Genomic DNA, 21141 nt, shown 5'->3' with positions numbered 1-21141 from the left:
ACGGGGAGACCGGGTTGGGCGTACCGCCCTGATGATCACTCGTCCGTGGATAGGTCGTATTTACGGCCCAGGTCGGCACCGCCGCAGGGCCCGGGGCCAGCTCCCGGAGCAAGGCGGAACGGAATCCGCATCGGCTTCGAAGCCCAGTTCGTAGATGACGGTCGTCTTGCAGATCGCTAGCCCTCATTTGACGAGCGAGGACCCATCGGACGCACTGTTCCCTACGATGGGCTCATGGGCTGTTCCGGCCTGGTGTCTGCCTCGGGGAGGCTGCTGTGACGACTGCACCGCTGCACACCGGCGAGAGCCCGACCCCACCCTCATACCCGCCGAAGACCCCGCCGCCGCCGAAGAAGCCGGTGGAACCGCCGCGCCCGCAGCGTGATCCTGTGCGTTCGTATGGGCCGCTCGGCGCCGGGACCGCGGTGGCGGGGCGTGGCCGGCCGGTGGTGACGATGGCGAACCGGCGCGGCGCGAACTGGCCGCTGGAGGCCCAGCCTTGGGCGCCCGCGAAAGCCTGCCGGCTCGTTGCCGGGCAGCTGGGGGAGTGGGGCTACGGGCCCGACGGAGAGGCTGTGGCCCAGGTGGTGACCGCCCTGGTGACTGCCGCGGTGGGCGAGGGAACCAGGCTCAGCATTCACCTTGCCGACCAGGACGAGCACGCCCTGGTCGTGGTCCTTTCACACCAGCACGGCCAGGCCCCGACCGACGACGGGCTGTTGCATGAGCTCGCGGGGCTGGGCGTGGTGTCATGCGGAGTCGATACCGACCAGGAGCACGGCGGCCGCCGACGCTGGGCACTTCTCGCCATGTGACCCTCTGCCAAGTCGTCGGTGGAACCGGACCTTCCTGGAGGCCGGGCGCGTAGTCCATCCTCGCTGCTCTTCACCGGTTCGGGTATTCGCAAGTCGTCACCTGATCCGTTCGGGCATGGTCAGACCTGGATACCGGGGCCGGGGCGGTGCTCTCCTCCGAGAGTGCCCGAAATCGTTGGCGCGGCCAGCCCGGCCCGCGGGGAGACAGGGTCTTGAGAAGGGTGTGGGAGTCATGTGGCAGGTCGAGGAGTTCGGGACTTCGCACGAGGGCAGGCCGGGGGTGCTGCTGGCTGACGGGAGCGAGCCGAAGCCGGTGATCTTCGATACCGGCAGCGGCCCGACCGTGCACGAGAGCAGCGACTGGTGGATCTATAACGGGACGCTCCGTGCGCCGCGGGCCACGGATCTGCGGGGATCGTGCTCGTGCGGTTGGCGGGGCGGTGAGCGGTACCCGGTCGACTGGGAGAGCGTGGACAGCAGGCGCCCATACCTCTTCGACACCCAGGGCCCGGAGAGCGACTGGCAGCGGCACATGGAAGAAGTCGGGGCGCGGTCGACGCCGTTGCCCGCCGGACTCGTCGCCCTGCTGGACCAGGTCGGGGAACAGCTTGATGCTCTTGTCACCGACGCTCCGCTCGCCGCTCTGAAAGCGGTGGCCGCTCTGGAGCGAATCACCCGCGACGCCGGGGAAATGGCGGCCCACTACGTGGAGGCCGACGCGGTCTCGGACGAGACCCTCGCGGCCGCCCTGGGGCTAACCGAGAAGGACGCCCGCTCGCGCCTGTTCCACTACGCCCACCGCTGAGCTCAGCTGACGACGCACCGCCGCACACCGGACAGGAACATCCGAGCCCACCTGCTCTGCCCGACCCGCTTGAAAGGTAGGACAAGCTGAAAGTTCAAAGCCTTGGCCTCCTCGCATCGGCCGAGAGCCCTTCATCCGGCCGTCGCGGCGTGTTCTCCGGTCCGAACGGTGACTTCAAGGTGCTGAAGGCCGCGCAGGCCGTTGTTGATGAGCGGGGTCGACGTCACGATCTCGAACCGGCTCACACGGTCAGCGAGCCGGTCCAGCAGCGCGCCCATCTCCAGGCGGGCCAAGTGCATGCCGATACAGACGTGTTCACCGCGCCCGAAGGCCAGATGGTCCGAGGCGCGACGGGTGATGTCGAAACGCTCGGGATCCTGATAGTGGCGCTCGTCGCGATTGCCCGAGCCGTAGAGAAGCGCCACTCGGCTGCCTGCGGCGAGAAGGACCTCGTCGATTTCGTGATCTTCGGTCAGGACCCGGCTGAACTGCGGGACCGGGGATTCCAGGCGCAGCGTCTCATTGATCGCGTGGGGAATGAGGGATCTGTCGGCGCGCAGCAGGTCCCACTGTTCAGGGTTCTCGGCGAAGAGAGCTATCGCGTTGCTGATTGCGAGGATGGTCGTGTCGAGGCTCGGTGTGATGTAGTCGAGCATCATCGCGGGACACTTGTCGCGCGGCAACTCCCCTTGAGCGGCGGCCTGGTACAGCTGTGAGGCCCAGCCGTCGGGGTCGATACGCCCGGGTACCGCCTCGTGCGTGACATAGGCCATGAACTCTTCGACGGCCGGCGCGGCTTTCGTGAAGCGCTCGTTGGCCGGGCCCTGCATGTCCCACATGGCCGCGGCCCATTCCAACATCTTGGCGCGCCCCTGCTCGGGGATGCCGACAAGGTCGGAGACGACGGCCATGGGCAGGTGCGCAGCCAGTTCCGTCACGGCGTCGAACCGGCCCCGGGCGACCAATGCCGTGACGACGCGGTCCGCTTCGGCCTCGATCGTGGGCGTGACATCGCGCATCCTGTCCTGCCGAAGGGGACGCCCCAGAACCGAGCGCATCGTGGTGTGCTCGGGTGGATCACTGCACAGCGTGATGCCTTCCAGCTGGGCGTTCATCGCCGGGTCGACGAACACACCGCGGGCCGATGAGAAGGTACGCCAGTCCATGAGGGCCGTTCGCACGTCTCGATAGCGCGGGATCGCGTACAGGTCGTGGCGCGACAGACGCACCACCGGACCGAGCGCGCGAAGCTCCTCATAGATCGGATACGGGTCGGTCCGCGCCTCCCGGGTGTAGAGATCTACATCGCTGACCGGTATGGCGGGCACATCGACTCCAGGAGACAGGGTTCGATCCAGGTACGGCTCAGCCGCTCAACAACTCTCAACTCGCATGGAGGGTCGCTGGAAACGTTGGGCACCGTGACGATCGTCGCATAAGTCAACCAGGAGTACACCGGCCTGGCCAAGCTGCTGGAGACCGAGGGCTTCGACGTGGTGCCCGTACGGCACCGGCACCGACGCCTGTTCGGGGGCGGGTTCCGCTTCTTCACTCTGGACACCCACCGCACCGGCGGCTTCGAGGACTACCTGTCGTGACCCTCCCAGGCGTGCTGTTACTGGACGCGGCCGGCCCCGAGGCAGGTTTCCTCGCCACGACAGCGGCCGTCCGCGGGTACCAGGTCCACGCCGCGATGTACGCGGGCTACGGGCCGGAACCGAAGGGACTGCTGGCCGGGCGCGTCGTCACCGACTTCGCCCGGCCGGGCCGGGCCCTCGACGAGATCGCCGCGTACTCCCTCCGCCACGGTGTCGGCGCCGTGCTCACCGTCAACGAATACCTGACCGACCTCACCGCGCACCTCTGCGCCGAACTGGGGCTGCCCGGCAACGACCCCGCCGCCGCACGGGCGGCCCGGGACAAGGCCGCCATGGCCGAGACGTTCACCATGGCTGGGATACGCACCCCGTACTCGGTCCTCGTCCGCGACGAGGCCGGGCTGCGGGCCACGCTGGCAGACCCACGGGTCGGCTTCCCGTGCGTCGTCAAGCCTGTGTCCGCGGGGGGCTCCGCCGGCGTCACGGTGGTGACCGGCCCGGCCGGCGCGGCCGCCGACACCGCCCGCGCGGCGGTCGGCATGTACGAAAGCGGCGGCGACCCGCACATCCTGGTCCAGGCATACGCCGCGGGGACGGAATACAGCGTCGAGTCCCTTACGCAAGACGGCACCACGACGCACCTCGCCGTAACCCGGAAGCAGGTGACCGCCGGCCAAAAGAGAGCCGAGACCGGTCACAGCCTCCCCGTCCGCTGCCACCGGCCGTCTACCCGGAGGCGGAGGCGGCCATCCAGACGGCCGGTATCCGGCACGGTGCCTCGCACACCGAGATCATCGTCGACGAGAACGGGCGGTGCACGGTCATCGAGATCGGCGCCCGCCTCGCCGCCGGGCAGATCGGCGTCCTGATCCAACACGCCCTGGGCATCGACGTGTGGGCGGCTCTCCTCGACGTCGCCCTCGGCCGCGCAGCTGCACTCGATCCCACCGCCCACGGGTATGCGACCGTACGGTTCGTGACCAGCTCGCGTGCCGGACGGCTGACCTTGCTCTCCGGATTCCCGGCGACGGGGCCGGACGTGCCGTTCGTCCGCTGGCGGGCGGCGATCGGGAGCCAACGGCCACCGGCTCGGATCGTTCGTGGTCACCGGCCTGGAGCTGCCGAGGTCGAGGAGCGGGCCGACGCACAACTGCGTAAAATCCGCATCGAAGTCGAACCACACCACGGCGAACCGGGACCGGTCCCCGGCCGCTCGGCCAGAACCGGCCGATGAGAGGGCCCGTCACACGTGAGGCGCACGAATCCGGGTCCGATGCGGTGATCACAGCGGCCTGCTTCCCCGCCCCTGCCCTTGTCCTGCGCACCAACTACCCGGGCGCCCAGCGGATGGTCCGGGCCTTCGCCGGCCAGCAGGCCGAGGCAGCGCGCTTCCTGGCCCGGTCCCTGGCCGCCGCTCTCCGCTCGACCCCCGACATGAGGGCCCGGGTCGCGGCATTCATCGCCGCGTTCGAGGCGACGGAGAACTGGCGGTACTCACTCGTCGTCGGCGGCGTGCTGTCGCGCAGGGGCCGCATCCCACCAAGCAGGTCGGGCAGCTGGAAAGAGTACCGGCCGTGCATGTTGATGTGCCGCCGTACGAACGGTGAGAGGCGGGCGACGTCCTCGTCGTGGACGTCGAAGCCGTCCGCCCGCAGCTTGGTTCACCGCAGCGTTCATGTTCCGGATGTTGAACAGCGTATCTGGGGCAAAGGGGGTGAACGGCTGGTGTTCGCGGAAGTAGAGCACTTGCGGTCGCGTCCGCAAGAGATCGGCGTCAAAGGGTCTGGAGCGGGAGATGGGTCGAGGGCCGAGGCAGGGCCGGGGGCCTTCGCTCTTGGGCGGCTTCGAGGACTTGCCTGGAAGGACGCGGCGGATATGGTCGATCAGGTTCGCGAGATCACCGACGCCCAGGTTCGGGGCACCGAGGAGTCCACGATGCAGCACCCAGACCCGCGGTATGCCGGGCGGCTCGCGACTTATGGGACCGTGGCCACGCGCCTGTCCCTGCTGAGCGACCGTCGCCTTGGCGAGGTCGTGGCTGCTGCCAGCCCGCTCGGGTCAGGGATCGGGGGCCGGTTGGCGGAGCTGGACATCGACGGGACGAAGGTGTTCGTCAAGCGGGTCCCCTTGACGGAGCTGGAGTTGCGACCGGAGAACGTGCGGTCGACGGCGAATCTCTTCGGGCTGCCGATGTTCTACCAGTACGGGGTGGGCTCAGCGGGGTTCGGGGCCTGGCGGGAGCTGGCCGTGCACACAATGACGACTCACTGGGTCCTCGGGAATGAGTACGACGGCTTTCCGCTGATGTACCACTGGCGCATCCTGCCCGACTCTCCTCCCGAGGCGTTCGCCGACGAGTTCGGGGGCATCGAGGGGGCGGTCGCGCACTGGGAGGGCTCATCGGCGGTGCGCGAGCGGCTGGAGGCCATCGGCCGGTCTTCGTCCAGCCTGGTGCTCTTCCTGGAACACGTGCCGCAGACGCTCGCCACGTGGCTGGACAACCGCCGGGAAGGTGTACTGGAGAGCGAGGAGGGCTCGCCTTATCCGTGGGTGGAGGAGGCTCTGGCGAGGGGGACCGCCTTCATGAGCTCGCACGGGCTGGTCCACTTCGACGCCCACTTCGCCAATGTGCTGACTGACGGCCGACTGCTCTACTTCGCGGACTTCGGACTCGCCCTGAGCTCCAGCTTCGAACTGTCAGCGGTCGAGGTCGAGTTCCTCTCAAACCATCTCGCCTACGACCACTGCCACACCGCGAGGCATCTCCTCCGCCACCACTTGCCCGAGCGCCTGCGTGGCGGCACGGAACACGAGGAGTTTCTGCGCGAGTGGGTGACTGGCCGACGGCCCGAGGGGGTCCGGCCTGAGATCGCGGCGATCATCGACCGGCATGCCCGGACTGCCGTCGTCATGGGCGAGTTCCGCCGCCGCCTACTCACCGAGAGTAAGCGAACCTCGTTTCCGGCCGCTGAGATCGAGCGGATCCGGGGCGACGCGGTCACGGCGCTCCACTGAGACCGTGACTCCGCACGAGAGCGATGTCAGGAGGTCTCGGGGCGAGCGGTGTGCCGGGGGCCGAGGCGGCGCCGAATTCGAGGTTCTCGCTCTGGGCCGCTTCGATGGTCTGCCGCGGGGCTTGGACTTCGTCGCGGTGCCGTTGCTTGAGTTCGGCGAGCTGGGCGGTGAGGGTGCGGACGACACTGCTGGGCGAGTCGTTGGGCAGTTGTTCTGCTGGCTGCGGCGGGTGGCTTCTCTGCTGGTCCCGGAGCTGTTCGACGCGTCTGCGGAGCTCGGTGCACCGGCGCTCCAGGATCCGGGCGTGGCGACTGATGACATTCCGGATGACCTGATCGCGCTGGAGCGCGCCGCCTGGGCTGAGATCCAGGAGAACCGGTTGACGGTGGAGACCGCGTGGGCTCCGGGTGGCGGACCCTCCTCTTCACGGCTTTGTCTTTTATTCGAAAAGAGGAATCGAACTGCACCCTTTCGGGGAAATGCCTTCCCGGGTGAAACCCTCTAGTCTTGCATCTGCGACTCAGGGGATTCTCGTATGGGAAACCCCGGTACGTGGAGCGGCAGTTCAGCGAGCAGTGAAGGTGGTTATGGCGTGGTAGAGAATGGGGTTTCCGCCGCCGAGATTGAGGGCGTTACGTGGAAGAAGGCGCGGGCGAGCATCGGAGGGGGTGAGTGCGTCGAGGCGGCCGGGCTGCCCAGTGGTGGCGTCGCGGTGAGGAACTCCCGGCACCCGGCCGGCCCGGCCCTCGTGTTCACCGAGGCCGAGTGGAGCGCGTTCCTGGCGGGTGCTAAGGGGAGCGAGTTCGACCGCCTCGCCACCTAGGGATAACTAGACGTGATGCGCTGGCCATAGTTTGTGGTGGCGGGCATGCCTCCGGCATTCTGTGGGGAACGTCTGTCCTCCCCTTTTCGGAGTTCGCATGCCCGCCGCCCACAATTCTCGGCCGGATGGTCCCGTGGTTTCCATGCAGGATTCGGGCGACAGTCTCAGTGGCCGGATGCTGGGAGCCGAGCTCCGCCGTTCCCGTGAACGGCGAGGCTATACGCTGGCCGACGCGGCCCGGGTTATCCGCGCCAGCACATCGAAGATCAGTCGCCTGGAGCGGGGGCAGAACCCCGTCAAGTACCGTGATCTGAACGACCTTGCCATGTTCTACGGTGTCTCGCGCGAGGAGCGGGCCCACCTCGATCAGTTGCACCAGCAGGTCGGGAACGAGGACCTGATCCAGCGGTTCAGCGATGTCACGCCGGCCTACTTCAAGCGCCTCATCGGTCTAGAGCGGTCTGCCTCCCGGATCACGGTCTACGAACCTCGCGTCGTACCAGGGCTCTTGCAGACCGAGGAGTATGCACGTGCGCTGGTCCGCCTCATAGAGGTCGACCGCTCCGAAAGAGACATTGAGCTTCTCGTTCTCCTTCGGATGGAGCGGCAGCTGAGGCTCGGCGGTGATGGGCCAAGTCTGGCAGCACTCATCTACGAGAGGGTTCTGTACGAGGGATTCGGGCCAGGCCGCATGATGGCGGAGCAGATGCGATACCTCCGCGATGCAGCCGCGGCCGACAAGGTGACCGTACGCATTCTGCCGAAGCAGGTCATTGCGTTGCCCGCTCCCATTTTTCACCTGTCGTTCCTCGATGGTGAGCATCAGGAGCTGGCGTACGTCGAGCATGCGAACAGCGCCAACTACATCACCCAGAGGGCAGAACTCGACCGCACGCGAAGTCAGCTCACCAACATCCGCGAGAACGTATACACCCGTGAGGACAGTGTGGTGGCCTTGGAACGCGCCATCGACTACTGGGAGCGGATCGCCGCGGAGGAGGAGCAGCCGTGCTAGGCGTTGGGCCCCGCGCAGCTGCTCCTCTGGCGCCGGTGTCACCTTTGGGTGCGGACGCGGCCGACCCCACCCCATTCGACCCAGTCCTCCGGGCGCATGCCTGGGGGCGGAGACGGTGAGTCGGGAAGCCAATCGATTACGTCGACCAGGCCGGGGGGCTCTTCAATGTCCAGAGAATCGAAGTAGCGAGCCACTTCGTGCGGTTGGCGCACGCGGCCCCATTTGCCTCCGGTGGCGCCGTCCATCAGGCGAGTAACGCCGTCGCGTACGTCGGGGTCGTCGCTGACCAGCTGGCAGATGACCACGTAACTGCCGGGAGCGAGCTGTTCGGAGACGGCTCTTATCAGGGCCGCCGGGTCGGTCTCATCGTCCGCATCGGGCAAGCAGTGCAGGACGGAGACGAACAGCGCCGCGATGGGTTCGCTCCAGTCGAGAAATTCGCTGGTAGCGCTCCTGATGTCTTTTGTGAGCCGCATGTCGTAGTCGACGACCATCGTGTTCACGTTGTCATCAAGGTGTGTCCGAGCGTGGGCGAGGACCATCGGGTCGTTGTCGACGTAGACGACCTTGGTGCCGGGGGCGATGTGCTGGGCCACCTGGTGAACGTTGTCCTGCGTGGGCAGGCCGCTCCCGTGGTCCAGGAACTGGGCGATCCCTTTTTCCGCGGCGAGGAACCGAACGACGCGGCGGAGGAAGGCCCGGTTGTTGCGCGCGAGCTGCTGGGTGCTCGGTGCGATCGTCAGGAGTTCACCGCAAGCGGTCCGGTCGACTTCGTAGTTTTCCGTCCCCCCTAAGAGCCAGTCGTACATGCGCGCTGCACTGGCCCGGCTGGTGTCGATCACGCGGTTAGTTTGGGGTTTCTCCCCGTTGGTCATACGCGCTCCCCTAAGCCCTGGTCTGGGCTGTATCCCTGAACGTAAGGGCTGATTCTAGAAGCGCGTACGGATGACGGCTAGTCATTCCCAGGGGCTGGCGGGGTTAGAAATGCGCCACAGGGGGTGCGAAATGCTGGTCAGCGCACACCTTCTTCGAGGACGTGCGCCGACCAGGCTTCACCCGTCGAACTGGGCACCGAGTGCCCGTGCCGCACTGCGCAACAGGGCGCTCGCGACGGGGGCCGGCATTCCCATGAGGTGAGCAGCCCGCTCGACGGGCAGGCCCAGATCGTGGTGGAGGATCACGATGTCGGCCTGGGCGGGTCTGAGGATGGCGTGAAGCCGACCGGCTCGACTGCCAGTGATGGGGGTCCGGCGCGCGGCTTCGGCGCGTAGGTCGGTCCAGATGCGGTCCGCGGGGCACCGGCTGCCCAGTACCGCGATCCATGAGTCTTCCAGTGCCGCCAGCACGGTGTCGACGCACCGTCGGGCCTCGGCGCGGTCGATGCACCGCCGTTCCGCGTACTGGACATACGCCGACCGGTTCGCCTCGCAGAGCGCGTGGTACCCGAGCCAGTTGGCGAATAGACGTGCGTCGCCGCCCCTCCGCCGGCTCATGACGGCACCACCTGTTCATCGGATTCCAGCTGAGTGGCCCGCGCAACGACCCACAACTGCTCGAACGCTGCCGGGTCCGCACCGAACCCGGCCAGGAGCGCGCTCACCATGGGCCACGGCGGAACCACCCGTCCACAAAGGGTGGCGCGGGCCACTGCCACATCGACATCCGACACGATCGCCGGGCTGGGCCCTCCGGCAGCCAGCCAGGCACCCCGCAAGGCCGCCGCCAGACGGTCCGTGCCGTTGCTCCCGTGGGTCGCCAGCCGCTCACCCGAAGCGTGCTCCCACAAGTGCAGCAGGTCCTGCGGCTCGCCGCCCAGGGCGTGCGCGACGGTGTACGTCACGGGCCAGGACCTCACTGTCCGCCCTTCGACGATGTCGGTGATCTGCTCAAGCGTCTGCCCGGTGACGGCCGCTGCCTCCGAGAGGCTGGTACGGGAGGCTCTGCGGAGCGTGCGCAGCGCAGCTCCGAGATCCCGCCGGGCGCCGGGTGCCACCCTGCCCGAGGTGCGGGGGCACGGAACCCGCGGAGCGCAGGGCACGGGCCGCGCCGGAAAGTCCGCGGCCGCCCTCAGGATCATCGGTGGCGGCAGTCGTGCGGCCAGCAGCTCTGAGACGCGGGACCCGCCCCATCTTGCCGTGGCCGATGCCCGGTTCACCCCGGCCGCGACGGCGATGTCCTGCCAGCTGTCACCACGGCGCAACGCGGTATCGACGGCGACCGCGACCAGGCATTTCGCATCCCAAGCGATGCGCTCGGCGAGCAAGGAGGCGCTCTTAAGCTCCAGTTGCTGTCCGCCGTACAGCTGAAGGCTGCTGGTCACCAGATCGTGGGCGATCGGCCACCACGATGGTCCGGGATCACGCCGGGCGCGGTCTCGTTCACGCTGGGCTCGGCGCCTGCACCGCGACGCACAGTAAATTCGGGGGCGCCCGCCCCGCGTTGTCCTCTCGATGGGTTCGCCGCACTGCACGCACCGGACCCGCCGCAATGGCTTCGCCATCAGGTCTCCCTTCGCCACCCCGGAGCACGCTCGCCCGCAGCATCCGGAGCTGGCCGTTGAGGCCGGGTGGGGCCGCTGTTGAGCGGCCCCACCCGACAGGGGGTCAGGCCCTGCGGTAGTGGAACCGGCGAAGCGTGCTCTGCCGGCTGGCCTTCAGCAGCAAGGCCACGAAGGACAGCACCGGCAACGGCCAGTAGCCAGGCAGGCCCAGCACAACCGGGAGTACCGTGATGATGAAGACGGCAGCGACGACCAGAATCGTGACGGTGAAGAGACTCCCGCACAAACGTACTTCGGTCCGGGAGATCTCCGTGGTTTCACCGGTACTCGCGTGAGGGATACTCCCGTGGGGGTGGCCCGGGAACGCCTTAGCAGACTCCGGGTTTACTCCAAAGGTCATGTACATAACCTTTCTCGGTTAGCGATGGCCTGACAGAGGTGGCCCCGGGGCGTAATCCCGGGGCCATCGGCATCACAGTCCGCCATCGAAAGACCGTGATACGTCATCAGACTATCTGGGTAATTCTGACTTCGCTGCCACTTGCCGAAGTTTCCCCTCGTGCAACACGCATCCCATATGCAACCCACTCCGGGATGGGGGCCTCCAGGGTTCCAAATGGAAAGTTACGATCGCGTAGGCGCCCACTAAAGGTCGCTTTGGCGATCGAATTTGAGTTCTTTATGAACGCACATGAAAAACAAGCAGATGGCGACGGTCTCAACCTTCCTAGATTCGAACCCAACGCGTCGAGAAGAGGAACGTTGACGTCCAGGTGCAGCAGTACGTGCAGATGGGAAAACAGCAAATGTGCGGTTGTGAATAATCGCCTTGGCTCGACATGGGAGACCCACTGCCGCGTCCATCGACAGCAATGATGCAGGCCCCGGTGGTCGCGGCTCGCCGGTGGCGGGATTTGCTGGGCGAATGGTGCCACGCGCCGGTCAGTGCCTCCTGGGAAACTCACGTGTGACGCACTGGGCAATTCGCGCACAGCTGCAACTCTGGTCAAGCGTTCATCCAAGAGCTGTCCTGCTTGGTGGTTGTCCCATCCACCAACAGCCCTTTCAGGAAACACGATCCGCCCTGGGGGCGCATCCTCGCCCAGCCGTCCCAGTCTTAGGTTCGCCAGGCTGCACGCCGTGGCGGAACCCGGGAGCAGGTGGCCACGCGCTATCCGGGGCATCACCCCGAGCCGGAGGTCACCGCGCCGCACATCGTCGGCGTCATCGCTGGCCTCAGCCTGGCCTGGAACTCCAGCGTAGAGATGCCTGCGCTTGTAGGTTCACTACAAGGCGCTTGGCGCAACGGATTCTGATGCCGCCAACAGGTCGGCCGCCGGTTCTCGCCCAGAGAGCGCCCCTGCGCGTGCGGTCGGGGAGGGTTCGGGGCACGGCGTCCTCGTTCCCGACTCGGCTTCGCAACGGGATCTGCTGCAGGCAGCTGGGGAGCGCAAGGGGAGCGCGGACGCCTTCGAACTTGCCGACACGAGACAACACTAACGAAACCTGCGCATGTGCTCTGATCAGCGAAAACGAGAACTGGCAGCACTTCAGGACATGACGCGGCATGGTCGCTCACGGACTTGTAATGCGTTGGTCTCGCGGAGGGGAAGTGCTTGCGTCCCCGACGCGCACCGTGCCCATACCTGGCGAGGCTCGATGGAGAGTGAACGTCTCACAGCCTCGTTGTGCAGCGAGATCCCAGGGACTTTTCAGGCACTTTCAGCTCTGTCACGGGGACTTTCCAGGGATGATCCGCTGTGCAAGCGGGAAAGCGCGTGACAGAGCTGAAAGATAAGAAACCGCTGATCAGAGGCTGTTTCTCAGCACTCGATGATGTTGACCGCCAGTCCGCCCCGCGCCGTCTCCTTGTACTTGACCGACATGTCCGCGCTGCTGCCCTTCGTGGTCTTGATGACCTTGCTGGCTTCCATGTACGCGTCCGCCCTCCCATCCCGTTGTCACGCCACGTGCGTCGACTCGACCGCGCCACGCGCCGTGCCCGCACTGCGCTCGTCCTGACCGTGCAGAACACCCTTAGCCATGGCACTGATCGGCGAGCCGGGGGCCGGGGCATATTAGCCCGGGGTCCGAGGTGGCTGGGTGAAGGTTCGCCATGACGAAGCCCGTCCCGCCGATCTCCGTGCCGCTACGGGTCCTCGTCTCCATCCTGACCATCTTGTTGGTCGGGTTCGACGACAACAACACACATCTCACTGCTCACCTGACGTGCTTCTGAGCAGGGCTTCTGAGTATGCGGCGAGCGCCTCGGTCGGCAGCCGGATGACCGAAGGAGCGCGGGTACGTATGGAGGTCCGGGCTGGAACTGGCCGTAGCCGTGTGATGCGCGTGCGCGGCGAGGGCTGAACTCCGAATTTAAGGGACGTCGGTGGTGGCGTCGCTGCGGGCATGGCGAGGCCCCTCTGGTGAGCACTCTCCGTAAAGGATGACGGGCAATCAAGCGTGTCTGACGCATCGTTACCCATTCAAGATCCTCTTGCACACGCGTTGCACAAGGTGATGAAAAGTAGCGGTGATCAATGGAAGGTCGAGAAAGGGTATAACCGCAGGTCGACAGGCATTTAGGGGTGTCGTGCCCCGTGCCCCTAAGGGTCACGACACCCCGCCGGTCAGATGTCGCGGAAGATCTCGATCTGCGCGCCCACGGAGTTGAGCCGCTCCGCCAGTTCCTCGTATCCGCGGTTGATCACGTACACATTGCGCAGCACCGACGTGCCCTCTGCCGCCATCATCGCCAGCAGTACCACCACCGCCGGACGCAGTGCCGGCGGGCACATCATCTCCGCTGCGCGCCAGCGGGTCGGCCCCTCCACCAGCACCCGGTGCGGGTCGAGGAGTTGCAGTCTGCCGCCCAGCCGGTTGAGGTCCGTCAGATAGATCGCGCGGTTGTCGTAGACCCAGTCGTGGATCAGGGTCTGGCCCTGCGCGACCGCCGCGATGGCCGCGAAGAACGGCACGTTGTCGATGTTGAGCCCCGGGAAGGGCATCGGGTGGATCTTGTCGATCGGGGCTTCGAGCTTGGAGGGCCGTACGGTCAGGTCCACCAGGCGGGTCCGGCCGTTGTCGGCCGCGTACTCGGCGCCGCGGTCGTGGTCGAGGCCCATCTCCTCAAGGACCGCGAGCTCGATCTCCATGAACTCGACGGGGACCCGGCGGATCGTCAGTTCCGACTCGGTCACCACGGCGGCGGCCAGCAGGCTCATCGCCTCGACCGGGTCCTCGGAGGGGGAGTAGTCGACGTCCACGTCGATCTCCGGCACCCCGTGCACGGTCAGCGTCGTGGTGCCCACGCCGTCCACCCGTACGCCCAGCGCCTCCAGGAAGAAACACAGGTCCTGGACCATGTAGTTGGAGGACGCGTTGCGGATGACGGTCACGCCGTCGCTGCGCGCGGCGGCGAGCAGCGCGTTCTCGGTGACCGTGTCACCGCGCTCGGTCAGCACGATCGGGCGGTCGGGGGCGGCGCCCCGCTCCACCTGTGCGTGGTAGAGCCCCTCCGTCGCGGTGATTTCGAGCCCGAAGCGGCGCAGCGCGATCATGTGGGGCTCAATGGTGCGGGTGCCCAGGTCGCAGCCGCCCGCGTACGGCAGCTTGAAGTTGTCCAGGCGGTGCAGCAGCGGGCCGAGGAACATGATGATCGAGCGGGTGCGGCGTGCGGCCGACGCGTCGATGGCAGCCATGTCCACGTCGGCGCCCGGGGCGATCTCCAGGTCCTTGCCGTCGTTGATCCAGCGGGTGCGCACGCCGATGGAGTTGAGTACCTCCAGCAGGCGGTACACCTCCTCGATGCGCGCGACTCTGCGCAGCACCGTCCGGCCCTTGTTGAGCAACGAGGCGCAAAGCAGCGCCACACAGGCGTTCTTGCTCGTCTTGACGTCGATCGCGCCGGAGAGCCGGCGTCCGCCGACCACCCGCAGATGCATCGGTCCGGCGTAGCCCAGCGAGACGATCTCGCTGTCGAGAGCTTCGCCGATCCGGGCGATCATCTCAAGGCTGATGTTCTGGTTTCCGCGCTCGATGCGGTTCACGGCGCTCTGGCTTGTGGCGAGCGCATCGGCCAGCTGGGTCTGTGTCCAGCCCCGGTGCTGACGGGCGACACGGATGAGCTTGCCGATGCGTACGAGGTAGTCATCTGCCATGCGGCAGACGCTATCTCACATATGAGATGCCGACTCCTCGGGGTGGGCCATTGGAGTGATGGGTGGGGTGGCGGCGGGGCCGGCCGCGGGCCTGTCCGGCTTGCCCGCTGTCGGAGTAATTACGGGGTTCCGTGCCCCGACCCGATCACGCTGTGCCGGATGAGCACCATCGGAGCGGACAGGAAGAGCCCGGAGCGGCTCGTCGCGCTCTCCGACGGGATCTTCGCCATCGCCATGACCCTGCTGGTGCTCGACATCCGGGTGAGGGACGACCTGGACGCGGACGCCTTCCGTCACGCGCTGCACCGGCTGCTGCCGGCGCTGGGCGCCTACGCGCTGAGCTTCACCATTCTCGCGGGCTTCTGGCGCGATCACCGGCGGATCCTGAATCTGGCCCACCGGGTGGACGGAATGACGTTGCGGTTCGCGCTGGCCGGGCTGGGGGCCATCGCGCTGGTCCCGTTCCCGACCACCCTGCTGTCGGACTACGCGTCGCAGCCGCTGGCCGTGGCCTGTTACGCGGCGACCGTCGCCGTCATCGACCTGCTGGAGCTGGCGCTGTTCCTCACCATCTGGTGCCGCCCGTGGATGGCGCGGCCGATCTCCGGACGCACCGGCCGGTACATCGTCCTGGACCTGTGCTCGTCCGTCCTGGTCTTCGGCGCGACGGTGCCGATCGCTTTCCTCTCCCCGCGAGCGGCCCTGTGGACGTGGGCGGTCCTGGTCCCGGTCAAGCTGGTGCTCGGCAGGCGCGAACGGGACCGAGGGGACCGGCCGGAGGCAACCTGAAGAGCGTCCCGCTCCGGGCCCGAACAGCTTCTGGAACCGGTGGCTACCGGCTGTGCAGCCAGACCCGCGGCCGACCGGGCGGAACCGCTTGACAGCGGTCGGCAGGGCAGCCCCGCATGACCTCCGCGCGGACGTGTACTAGAGTTATCTCGACATCGAGATATCTGCCGAGGCGCATCGCGGCCGTCACTCGGTAAGGGTTACCTAACTAATCCTCACTGTAGCGGATGGCCGAGCAGCCGTAGGCGGCACCACGCGGCGCCGGCGCATATGAGGCGCGGCGCGGTAGAACGCGCACTTTGATGAAGGAGACTGTCGTGTCGGCGAACAGCTTCGACGCCCGCAGCACGCTGCGCGTGGGCGACGAGTCGTACGAGATCTTCAAGCTGGACAAGGTCGAGGGCTCCGCGCGCCTCCCTTACAGCCTGAAGGTCCTGCTGGAGAACCTGCTGCGTACCGAGGACGGCGCGAACATCACCGCCGACCACATCCGGGCGCTGGGCGGCTGGGACTCGCAGGCTCAGCCGAGCCAGGAGATCCAGTTCACGCCGGCCCGCGTGATCATGCAGGACTTCACCGGTGTGCCCTGCGTCGTCGACCTCGCCACCATGCGCGAGGCCGTGAAGGAGCTCGGCGGTGACGCCGCGCAGATCAACCCGCTGGCCCCGGCCGAGCTGGTCATCGACCACTCCGTCATCGCCGACAAGTTCGGTACGTCGGACTCCTTCGCGCAGAACGTCGAGCTGGAGTACGGCCGCAACAAGGAGCGCTACCAGTTCCTGCGCTGGGGCCAGACCGCCTTCGACGAGTTCAAGGTCGTCCCCCCGGGCACCGGCATCGTCCACCAGGTCAACATCGAGCACCTGGCCCGCACCGTCATGGTCCGCAACGGCCAGGCGTACCCCGACACCCTCGTCGGCACCGACTCGCACACCACCATGGTCAACGGCCTGGGTGTGCTGGGCTGGGGCGTCGGCGGGATCGAGGCCGAGGCCGCGATGCTCGGCCAGCCGGTCTCGATGCTCATCCCGCGCGTCGTCGGCTTCAAGCTGACCGGCGAGCTGAACGCCGGCACCACCGCCACCGACCTGGTCCTCACGATCACCGAGATGCTGCGCAAGCACGGCGTCGTCGGCAAGTTCGTCGAGTTCTACGGTGAGGGCGTCGCCGCCACCTCGCTCGCGAACCGCGCCACCATCGGCAACATGTCGCCGGAGTTCGGTTCCACCGCCGCGATCTTCCCGATCGACGCCGAGACGCTGAACTACCTGCGGCTGACCGGCCGTGACGAGAAGCAGGTCGCGCTCGTCGAGGCGTACTCCAAGGAGCAGGGCCTCTGGCTCGACCCGGCCGCCGAGCCCGACTTCTCCGAGAAGCTGGAGCTCGACCTCGCCACGGTCGTCCCGTCCATCGCAGGGCCGAAGCGCCCGCAGGACCGCATCGTCCTCGCCAACGCCAAGGCGCAGTTCGCCCAGGACGTCCGCAACTACGTCTCCGAGGACGAGGAGTCCGGCAAGGAGTCCTTCCCGGCCTCCGACGCCCCGGCCGCCCACAACGGCGTGCCGAGCCGTCCGACCACCGTCACGGCCCCCGACGGCTCGACGTACGAGATCGACCACGGCGCCGTCACCGTCGCCGCGATCACCTCCTGCACCAACACCTCGAACCCGTACGTCATGGTCGCCGCCGCGCTGGTGGCCAAGAAGGCCGTCGAGAAGGGCCTGACCCGCAAGCCCTGGGTCAAGACCACCCTCGCCCCGGGCTCGAAGGTCGTCACCGACTACTTCGACAAGGCCGGGCTCACCCCGTACCTCGACAAGGTCGGCTTCAACCTCGTCGGCTACGGCTGCACCACCTGCATCGGCAACTCGGGCCCGCTGCCCGACGAGGTCTCCAAGGCCGTCAACGACCACGACCTGGCCGTGACGTCGGTGCTCTCCGGCAACCGCAACTTCGAGGGGCGCATCAACCCCGACGTCAAGATGAACTACCTGGCGTCCCCGCCGCTGGTCGTCGCGTACGCCATCGCGGGCTCCATGAAGGTGGACATCACCAAGGACTCGCTGGGCACCGACCAGGAGGGCAAGCCGGTCTACCTCCAGGACATCTGGCCCACCGAGGCCGAGGTCAACGACGTCGTGGCGAACACCATCGGCGAGGGCATGTTCAACAAGTCCTACCAGGACGTCTTCGCGGGTGACGCCCAGTGGCAGGCGCTGTCCATCCCGACCGGCAACACCTTCGAGTGGGACCCCGAGTCCACCTACGTCCGTAAGCCCCCGTACTTCGAGGGCATGACGATGGAGACCACCCCGGTCGAGGACATCACCGGAGCCCGGGTCCTCGCCAAGCTGGGGGACTCGGTCACCACCGACCACATCTCCCCGGCCAGCGCGATCAAGGCCGACACCCCGGCCGGCAAGTACCTCACGGAGCACGGCGTCGAGCGCCGCGACTTCAACTCCTACGGCTCGCGCCGCGGCAACCACGAGGTCATGATCCGCGGCACGTTCGCCAACATCCGCCTGCGCAACCAGATCGCGCCGGGCACCGAGGGCGGCTACACCCGCGACTTCACCCAGGCGGACGGCCCGGTGTCGTTCATCTACGACGCCTCGCAGAACTACCAGGCCGCCGGCATCCCGCTGACCGTCCTGGCGGGCAAGGAGTACGGCTCAGGATCGTCCCGCGACTGGGCGGCCAAGGGCACCGCGCTGCTCGGCGTCCGGACCGTCATCGCCGAGTCGTACGAGCGCATCCACCGCTCGAACCTCATCGGCATGGGCGTCCTGCCGCTCCAGTTCCCCGAGGGCAAGACCGCCGAGTCGCTCGGCCTGACCGGTCAGGAGACCTTCTCCTTCACCGGCGTGACCGAGCTGAACAACGGCACCACGCCCCGCACGGTCAAGGTCACCACCGACACCGGCGTGGAGTTCGACGCGGTCGTCCGCATCGACACCCCCGGTGAGGCGGACTACTACCGCAACGGCGGCATCATGCAGTACGTGCTGCGCAACCTGATCCGCAAGTAGGCGGACGGGCCGCGAGGCCACGAAGGGCCGTATCCCCGCGCAGCACCGCGGGGATACGGCCCTTCTTCCGTGTGTCCAGGTCCTCCGTGCGCCCGGGGGTCAGCGGACGCCGAGCAGGTGCTCCATGGCCAGCTGGTCCAGCGCCTCGAAGGCCATGCTGCGCTCCGCCGCCGTCGCGGTGTCGAAGTCCTCGTACGCGGAGCGGTCCGACAGCAGGCCCTTGAGCCCGTCGGCAGCGGTGGGCACGGCCAGCTCGTCCAGCCGCGAGGCGGCCAGCGCCTCCCGGACGGCCGGGTCGGCACGGAACGCCAGCGCGCGTTCCTTGAGGATCAGGTAGTTCCGCATGCAGTTCTTCGCCGATTCCCAGACGCCGTCGAAGCCGTCGGTGCGGACCGGCTTGAAGTCGAAGTGGCGCGGTCCGGAGTAGCCGGAGCTCTCCAGGAGGTCGACGAGCCAGAAGGCCTGGCGGAGGTCGCCCGCTCCGAAGCGCAGATCCTGGTCGTACTTGATGCCGGACTGGCCGTTGAGGTCGATGTGGAAGAGCTTGCCCGCCCAGATGGCCTGGGCGATGGAGTGGGTGACGTTCAGGCCGGCCATCTGCTCGTGGCCCACCTCCGGGTTCACCCCGTACATCTCCGGGCGCTCCAGTCGCTCGATGAACGCGAGGGCGTGGCCGACCGTGGGCAGCAGGATGTCGCCGCGAGGCTCGTTCGGCTTGGGCTCGATGGCGAAACGCAGGTCGTACCCCTGGTCCACGACGTACTCGCCGAACAGGTCGAACGCCTCCTTCATCCGGTCGAGCGCCACCCGGACGTCCTTGGCGGCCCCGGACTCGGCGCCTTCACGGCCGCCCCACGCCACGTACGTCCGCGCGCCCAGCTCCGCCGCGAGATCGATGTTGCGGATGACCTTCCGCAGTGCGAAGCGCCGCACGCCGCGGTCGTTGGACGTGAAGCCGCCGTCCTTGAAAACGGGGTGCGTGAACAGGTTCGTCGTGGCCATCGGGACCTGGAGACCGGTGCGGTCCAGTGCGTCCTTGAAGCGCGCGACATGTGCCGAGCGCTCACTGTCCGACGAGCCGAACGGGATCAGGTCGTCGTCGTGGAAGGTCACACCGTACGCGCCCAGTTCCGCCAGGCGCTCCACGGACTCGACGGGGTCCAGGGCGGGCCGGGTCGGGTCGCCGAAGGGGTCGTTGCCCTTCCAGCCGACGGTCCACAGACCGAAGGTGAACCTGTCAGTGGGGCTGGGGGCGGGGGTGAATCGGTCCGGCATGATCAGCCTCTTGTCGACGAGGGCCCGGGCGGCCGTTCGCTGCCGCCCGGCGGATTTGTTTGCCGACAGTACTAATACGGCATCGGCGCGGATGTTTCCAGAGCCCTCCCATGAACGGCCGGGAACTCTGCGCGACAACTACTGCGATCACGAATGCTCCATGGGTGTGGCCATGGGCGTGGTCATGGCTGCGGGCGCCGAGGGCGTACCGGTCCGGTGACGTCCTCGGCGCCCGCGGGCGGCAGCCGTTCTTCATTTGTTCTGTATGGGACTAAAAGGCTCCGGCGCCCGGCTCAACGGTTGACGAAGCCCAGGTTGCGCTGGTCGTACCGGGTGCCCGCGACCGACCCGGCGGGGGCCGCGGCGTCGATCGCCGCGAGTTCGTCGGCCGACAGCTCCAGGGTCGCCGCCGCGACGTTCTCCTCCAGGTACTTCTCCCTGCGCGTCCCCGGAATCGGCACCACGTCGGATCCCCGGTGCTGCACCCAGGCCAGCGCGAGCTGACCGGCCGTCACACCGCGCGCCCCGGCCAGCTCGTTGAGCCGGTCCACGATGGCGAGGTTCTGCTCCAGGTTGCCGTCGGTGAAGCGGGGCTGACTGCGGCGCAGGTCGGTCTCCGGCAGGCCGTCCAGTGAGGTGTACCGGCCGGTGAGGAAGCCGCGGCCGAGCGGCGAGAACGGCACCAGGCCGATTCCGAGCTCACGGCAGACCGGTGCGATCTCCTGCTCCAGGTCCCTGGTCCAGAGCGACCACTCGCTCTGCAGCGCGGCGATCGGATGCACCGCGTGGGCCCGCCGGAGGGTCTGCGCGCTCGCCTCGGAGAGTCCCAGATGGCGGACCTTGCCCGCTGTGACCAGCTCGGCCATCGCACCGACCGTCTCCTCGATGGGGACGTTCTGGTCGACCCGGTGCAGGTAGTAGAGGTCGATGTGGTCGGTGCCGAGCCTGCGCAGCGACGCTTCGCAGGCCTGCCGTACGAACGCGGCGTCGCCCCGGATGTCGGTCGTCTCACCCAGCCGGTTGGCGAAGCCGAACTTCGTTGCCACCACGGCCTGTTCGCGGCGCCCCGCCAGCGCCCGGCCGATCAGCTCCTCGTTGTGGCCCGCGCCGTAGAAGTCCGAGGTGTCGAGCAGCGTGACACCCAGTTCGAGGGCGCGGTGGATGGTCGCGATCGACTGGTCGTCGTCCGATGAGCCGTAGCCGTGGCTCATCCCCATGCAGCCGAGGCCCTGGGCGGAGACGGTCAGTTCGCCGAGACGGCGGAGGGGAAGCGTGGAGTTCATACCGCTGACCGTAGGTGCTGGAGCGCACTCC

The 21141-nt window shown here is 67.4% G+C and carries 18 protein-coding genes and 2 pseudogenes; 11 read left to right on the top strand and 9 right to left on the bottom strand.

Translation table 11 applies throughout. The annotated features are described in order from the left end of the window. Window positions 1–275: 275 nt before the first annotated feature. On the top strand, window positions 276–815 hold the full coding sequence (locus OG285_RS05500; protein WP_371790322.1) for a hypothetical protein: 540 nt from the start codon (window positions 276–278) through the stop codon (window positions 813–815). Between the two features lie 232 nt (window positions 816–1047). Continuing rightward, a complete protein-coding gene (locus tag OG285_RS05495) occupies window positions 1048–1620 on the top strand; it encodes a hypothetical protein (protein WP_371790321.1) in 573 nt (190 codons plus the stop codon). Between the two features lie 131 nt (window positions 1621–1751). On the opposite strand, the gene OG285_RS05490 is transcribed toward OG285_RS05495, so the two are convergent. Beyond that, entirely contained in the window at window positions 1752–2948 is a 1197-nt protein-coding gene (locus OG285_RS05490; protein ID WP_371790320.1) for a cytochrome P450, read from the bottom strand. 144 nt (window positions 2949–3092) lie between these two features. On the opposite strand from OG285_RS05490, the pseudogene OG285_RS05485 reads away from it, so the two are divergent. Together OG285_RS05485 and OG285_RS05480 are read left to right on the top strand one after the other, a co-directional pair. Next, window positions 3093–3218: pseudogene (locus tag OG285_RS05485) on the top strand (inosamine-phosphate amidinotransferase 1); the annotation flags it as partial. Continuing rightward, complete coding sequence (locus tag OG285_RS05480) at window positions 3215–4087, top strand: acetyl-CoA carboxylase biotin carboxylase subunit family protein (protein WP_371790319.1); 873 nt, start codon at window positions 3215–3217, stop codon at window positions 4085–4087. The pseudogene OG285_RS05485 and the gene OG285_RS05480, both read left to right, overlap by 4 nt. 625 nt (window positions 4088–4712) lie before the next feature. On the opposite strand, the pseudogene OG285_RS05475 reads toward OG285_RS05480, so the two are convergent. Continuing rightward, window positions 4713–4913, bottom strand: a pseudogene (locus OG285_RS05475) (Tn3 family transposase); the annotation flags it as partial. 240 nt (window positions 4914–5153) lie between these two features. On the opposite strand from OG285_RS05475, the gene OG285_RS05470 reads away from it, so the two are divergent. From OG285_RS05470 to OG285_RS05455, 4 genes are all read left to right on the top strand, one after another. Next, window positions 5154–6233: a protein kinase family protein gene (locus tag OG285_RS05470; protein ID WP_371793458.1), complete on the top strand. Its 1080-nt coding sequence runs from the start codon at window positions 5154–5156 to the stop codon at window positions 6231–6233. A gap of 121 nt (window positions 6234–6354) precedes the next feature. Next, complete coding sequence (locus tag OG285_RS05465) at window positions 6355–6738, top strand: hypothetical protein (RefSeq protein WP_371790318.1); 384 nt, start codon at window positions 6355–6357, stop codon at window positions 6736–6738. Window positions 6739–6825: 87 nt separating this feature from the next. Next, window positions 6826–7056 carry a DUF397 domain-containing protein gene (locus OG285_RS05460; RefSeq protein WP_371790317.1) on the top strand — a complete coding sequence of 77 codons (231 nt, stop codon included), beginning with the start codon at window positions 6826–6828 and terminating at the stop codon, window positions 7054–7056. A gap of 142 nt (window positions 7057–7198) precedes the next feature. After that, window positions 7199–8071 (top strand): helix-turn-helix domain-containing protein, encoded by an 873-nt coding sequence (locus OG285_RS05455; RefSeq protein ID WP_371793457.1) that lies wholly within the window; start codon window positions 7199–7201, stop codon window positions 8069–8071. Window positions 8072–8109: 38 nt separating this feature from the next. Here OG285_RS05455 and OG285_RS05450 read toward each other — a convergent pair whose 3' ends face one another. The 4 genes from OG285_RS05450 to OG285_RS05435 all read right to left on the bottom strand — a co-directional run bounded on the left by OG285_RS05450 (window position 8110) and on the right by OG285_RS05435 (window position 10857). After that, window positions 8110–8946: an SAM-dependent methyltransferase gene (locus OG285_RS05450; protein ID WP_371790316.1), complete on the bottom strand. Its 837-nt coding sequence runs from the start codon at window positions 8944–8946 to the stop codon at window positions 8110–8112. A gap of 177 nt (window positions 8947–9123) precedes the next feature. Continuing rightward, on the bottom strand, window positions 9124–9564 hold the full coding sequence (locus OG285_RS05445) for a hypothetical protein (RefSeq protein WP_371790315.1): 441 nt from the start codon (window positions 9562–9564) through the stop codon (window positions 9124–9126). Then, window positions 9561–10391 (bottom strand): hypothetical protein, encoded by an 831-nt coding sequence (locus tag OG285_RS05440; protein ID WP_371790314.1) that lies wholly within the window; start codon window positions 10389–10391, stop codon window positions 9561–9563. Before OG285_RS05440 ends, OG285_RS05445 begins: the two co-directional genes overlap by 4 nt. 283 nt (window positions 10392–10674) lie before the next feature. Then, window positions 10675–10857 carry a hypothetical protein gene (locus tag OG285_RS05435; protein WP_371790313.1) on the bottom strand — a complete coding sequence of 61 codons (183 nt, stop codon included), beginning with the start codon at window positions 10855–10857 and terminating at the stop codon, window positions 10675–10677. A 1830-nt stretch (window positions 10858–12687) separates the two neighbouring features. On the opposite strand from OG285_RS05435, the gene OG285_RS05430 reads away from it, so the two are divergent. After that, complete coding sequence (locus OG285_RS05430; RefSeq protein WP_371790312.1) at window positions 12688–12810, top strand: hypothetical protein; 123 nt, start codon at window positions 12688–12690, stop codon at window positions 12808–12810. Window positions 12811–13201: 391 nt separating this feature from the next. On the opposite strand, the gene OG285_RS05425 is transcribed toward OG285_RS05430, so the two are convergent. Then, complete coding sequence (locus OG285_RS05425; RefSeq protein WP_371790311.1) at window positions 13202–14731, bottom strand: helix-turn-helix domain-containing protein; 1530 nt, start codon at window positions 14729–14731, stop codon at window positions 13202–13204. A gap of 159 nt (window positions 14732–14890) precedes the next feature. On the opposite strand from OG285_RS05425, the gene OG285_RS05420 reads away from it, so the two are divergent. Together OG285_RS05420 and acnA are read left to right on the top strand one after the other, a co-directional pair. Next, window positions 14891–15520, top strand: a complete 630-nt coding sequence (locus tag OG285_RS05420; protein WP_356830332.1) for a TMEM175 family protein — start codon at window positions 14891–14893, stop codon at window positions 15518–15520. Between the two features lie 317 nt (window positions 15521–15837). Beyond that, window positions 15838–18552: an aconitate hydratase AcnA gene (gene acnA / locus OG285_RS05415; RefSeq protein ID WP_371790310.1), complete on the top strand. Its 2715-nt coding sequence runs from the start codon at window positions 15838–15840 to the stop codon at window positions 18550–18552. Window positions 18553–18651: 99 nt separating this feature from the next. Here the strand turns inward: acnA and xylA are convergent, their stop codons facing one another. Beyond that, on the bottom strand, window positions 18652–19827 hold the full coding sequence (xylA, locus tag OG285_RS05410) for a xylose isomerase (RefSeq protein ID WP_371790309.1): 1176 nt from the start codon (window positions 19825–19827) through the stop codon (window positions 18652–18654). A gap of 293 nt (window positions 19828–20120) precedes the next feature. Further along, complete coding sequence (locus OG285_RS05405) at window positions 20121–21110, bottom strand: aldo/keto reductase (RefSeq protein WP_371790308.1); 990 nt, start codon at window positions 21108–21110, stop codon at window positions 20121–20123. Between the last annotated feature and the right edge of the window lie 31 nt (window positions 21111–21141).

The sequence above is a fragment of the Streptomyces sp. NBC_01471 genome (genome assembly GCF_041438865.1).
Classification (GTDB): domain Bacteria; phylum Actinomycetota; class Actinomycetes; order Streptomycetales; family Streptomycetaceae; genus Streptomyces.
This window is presented reverse-complemented; position numbering and strand designations above follow the sequence as displayed.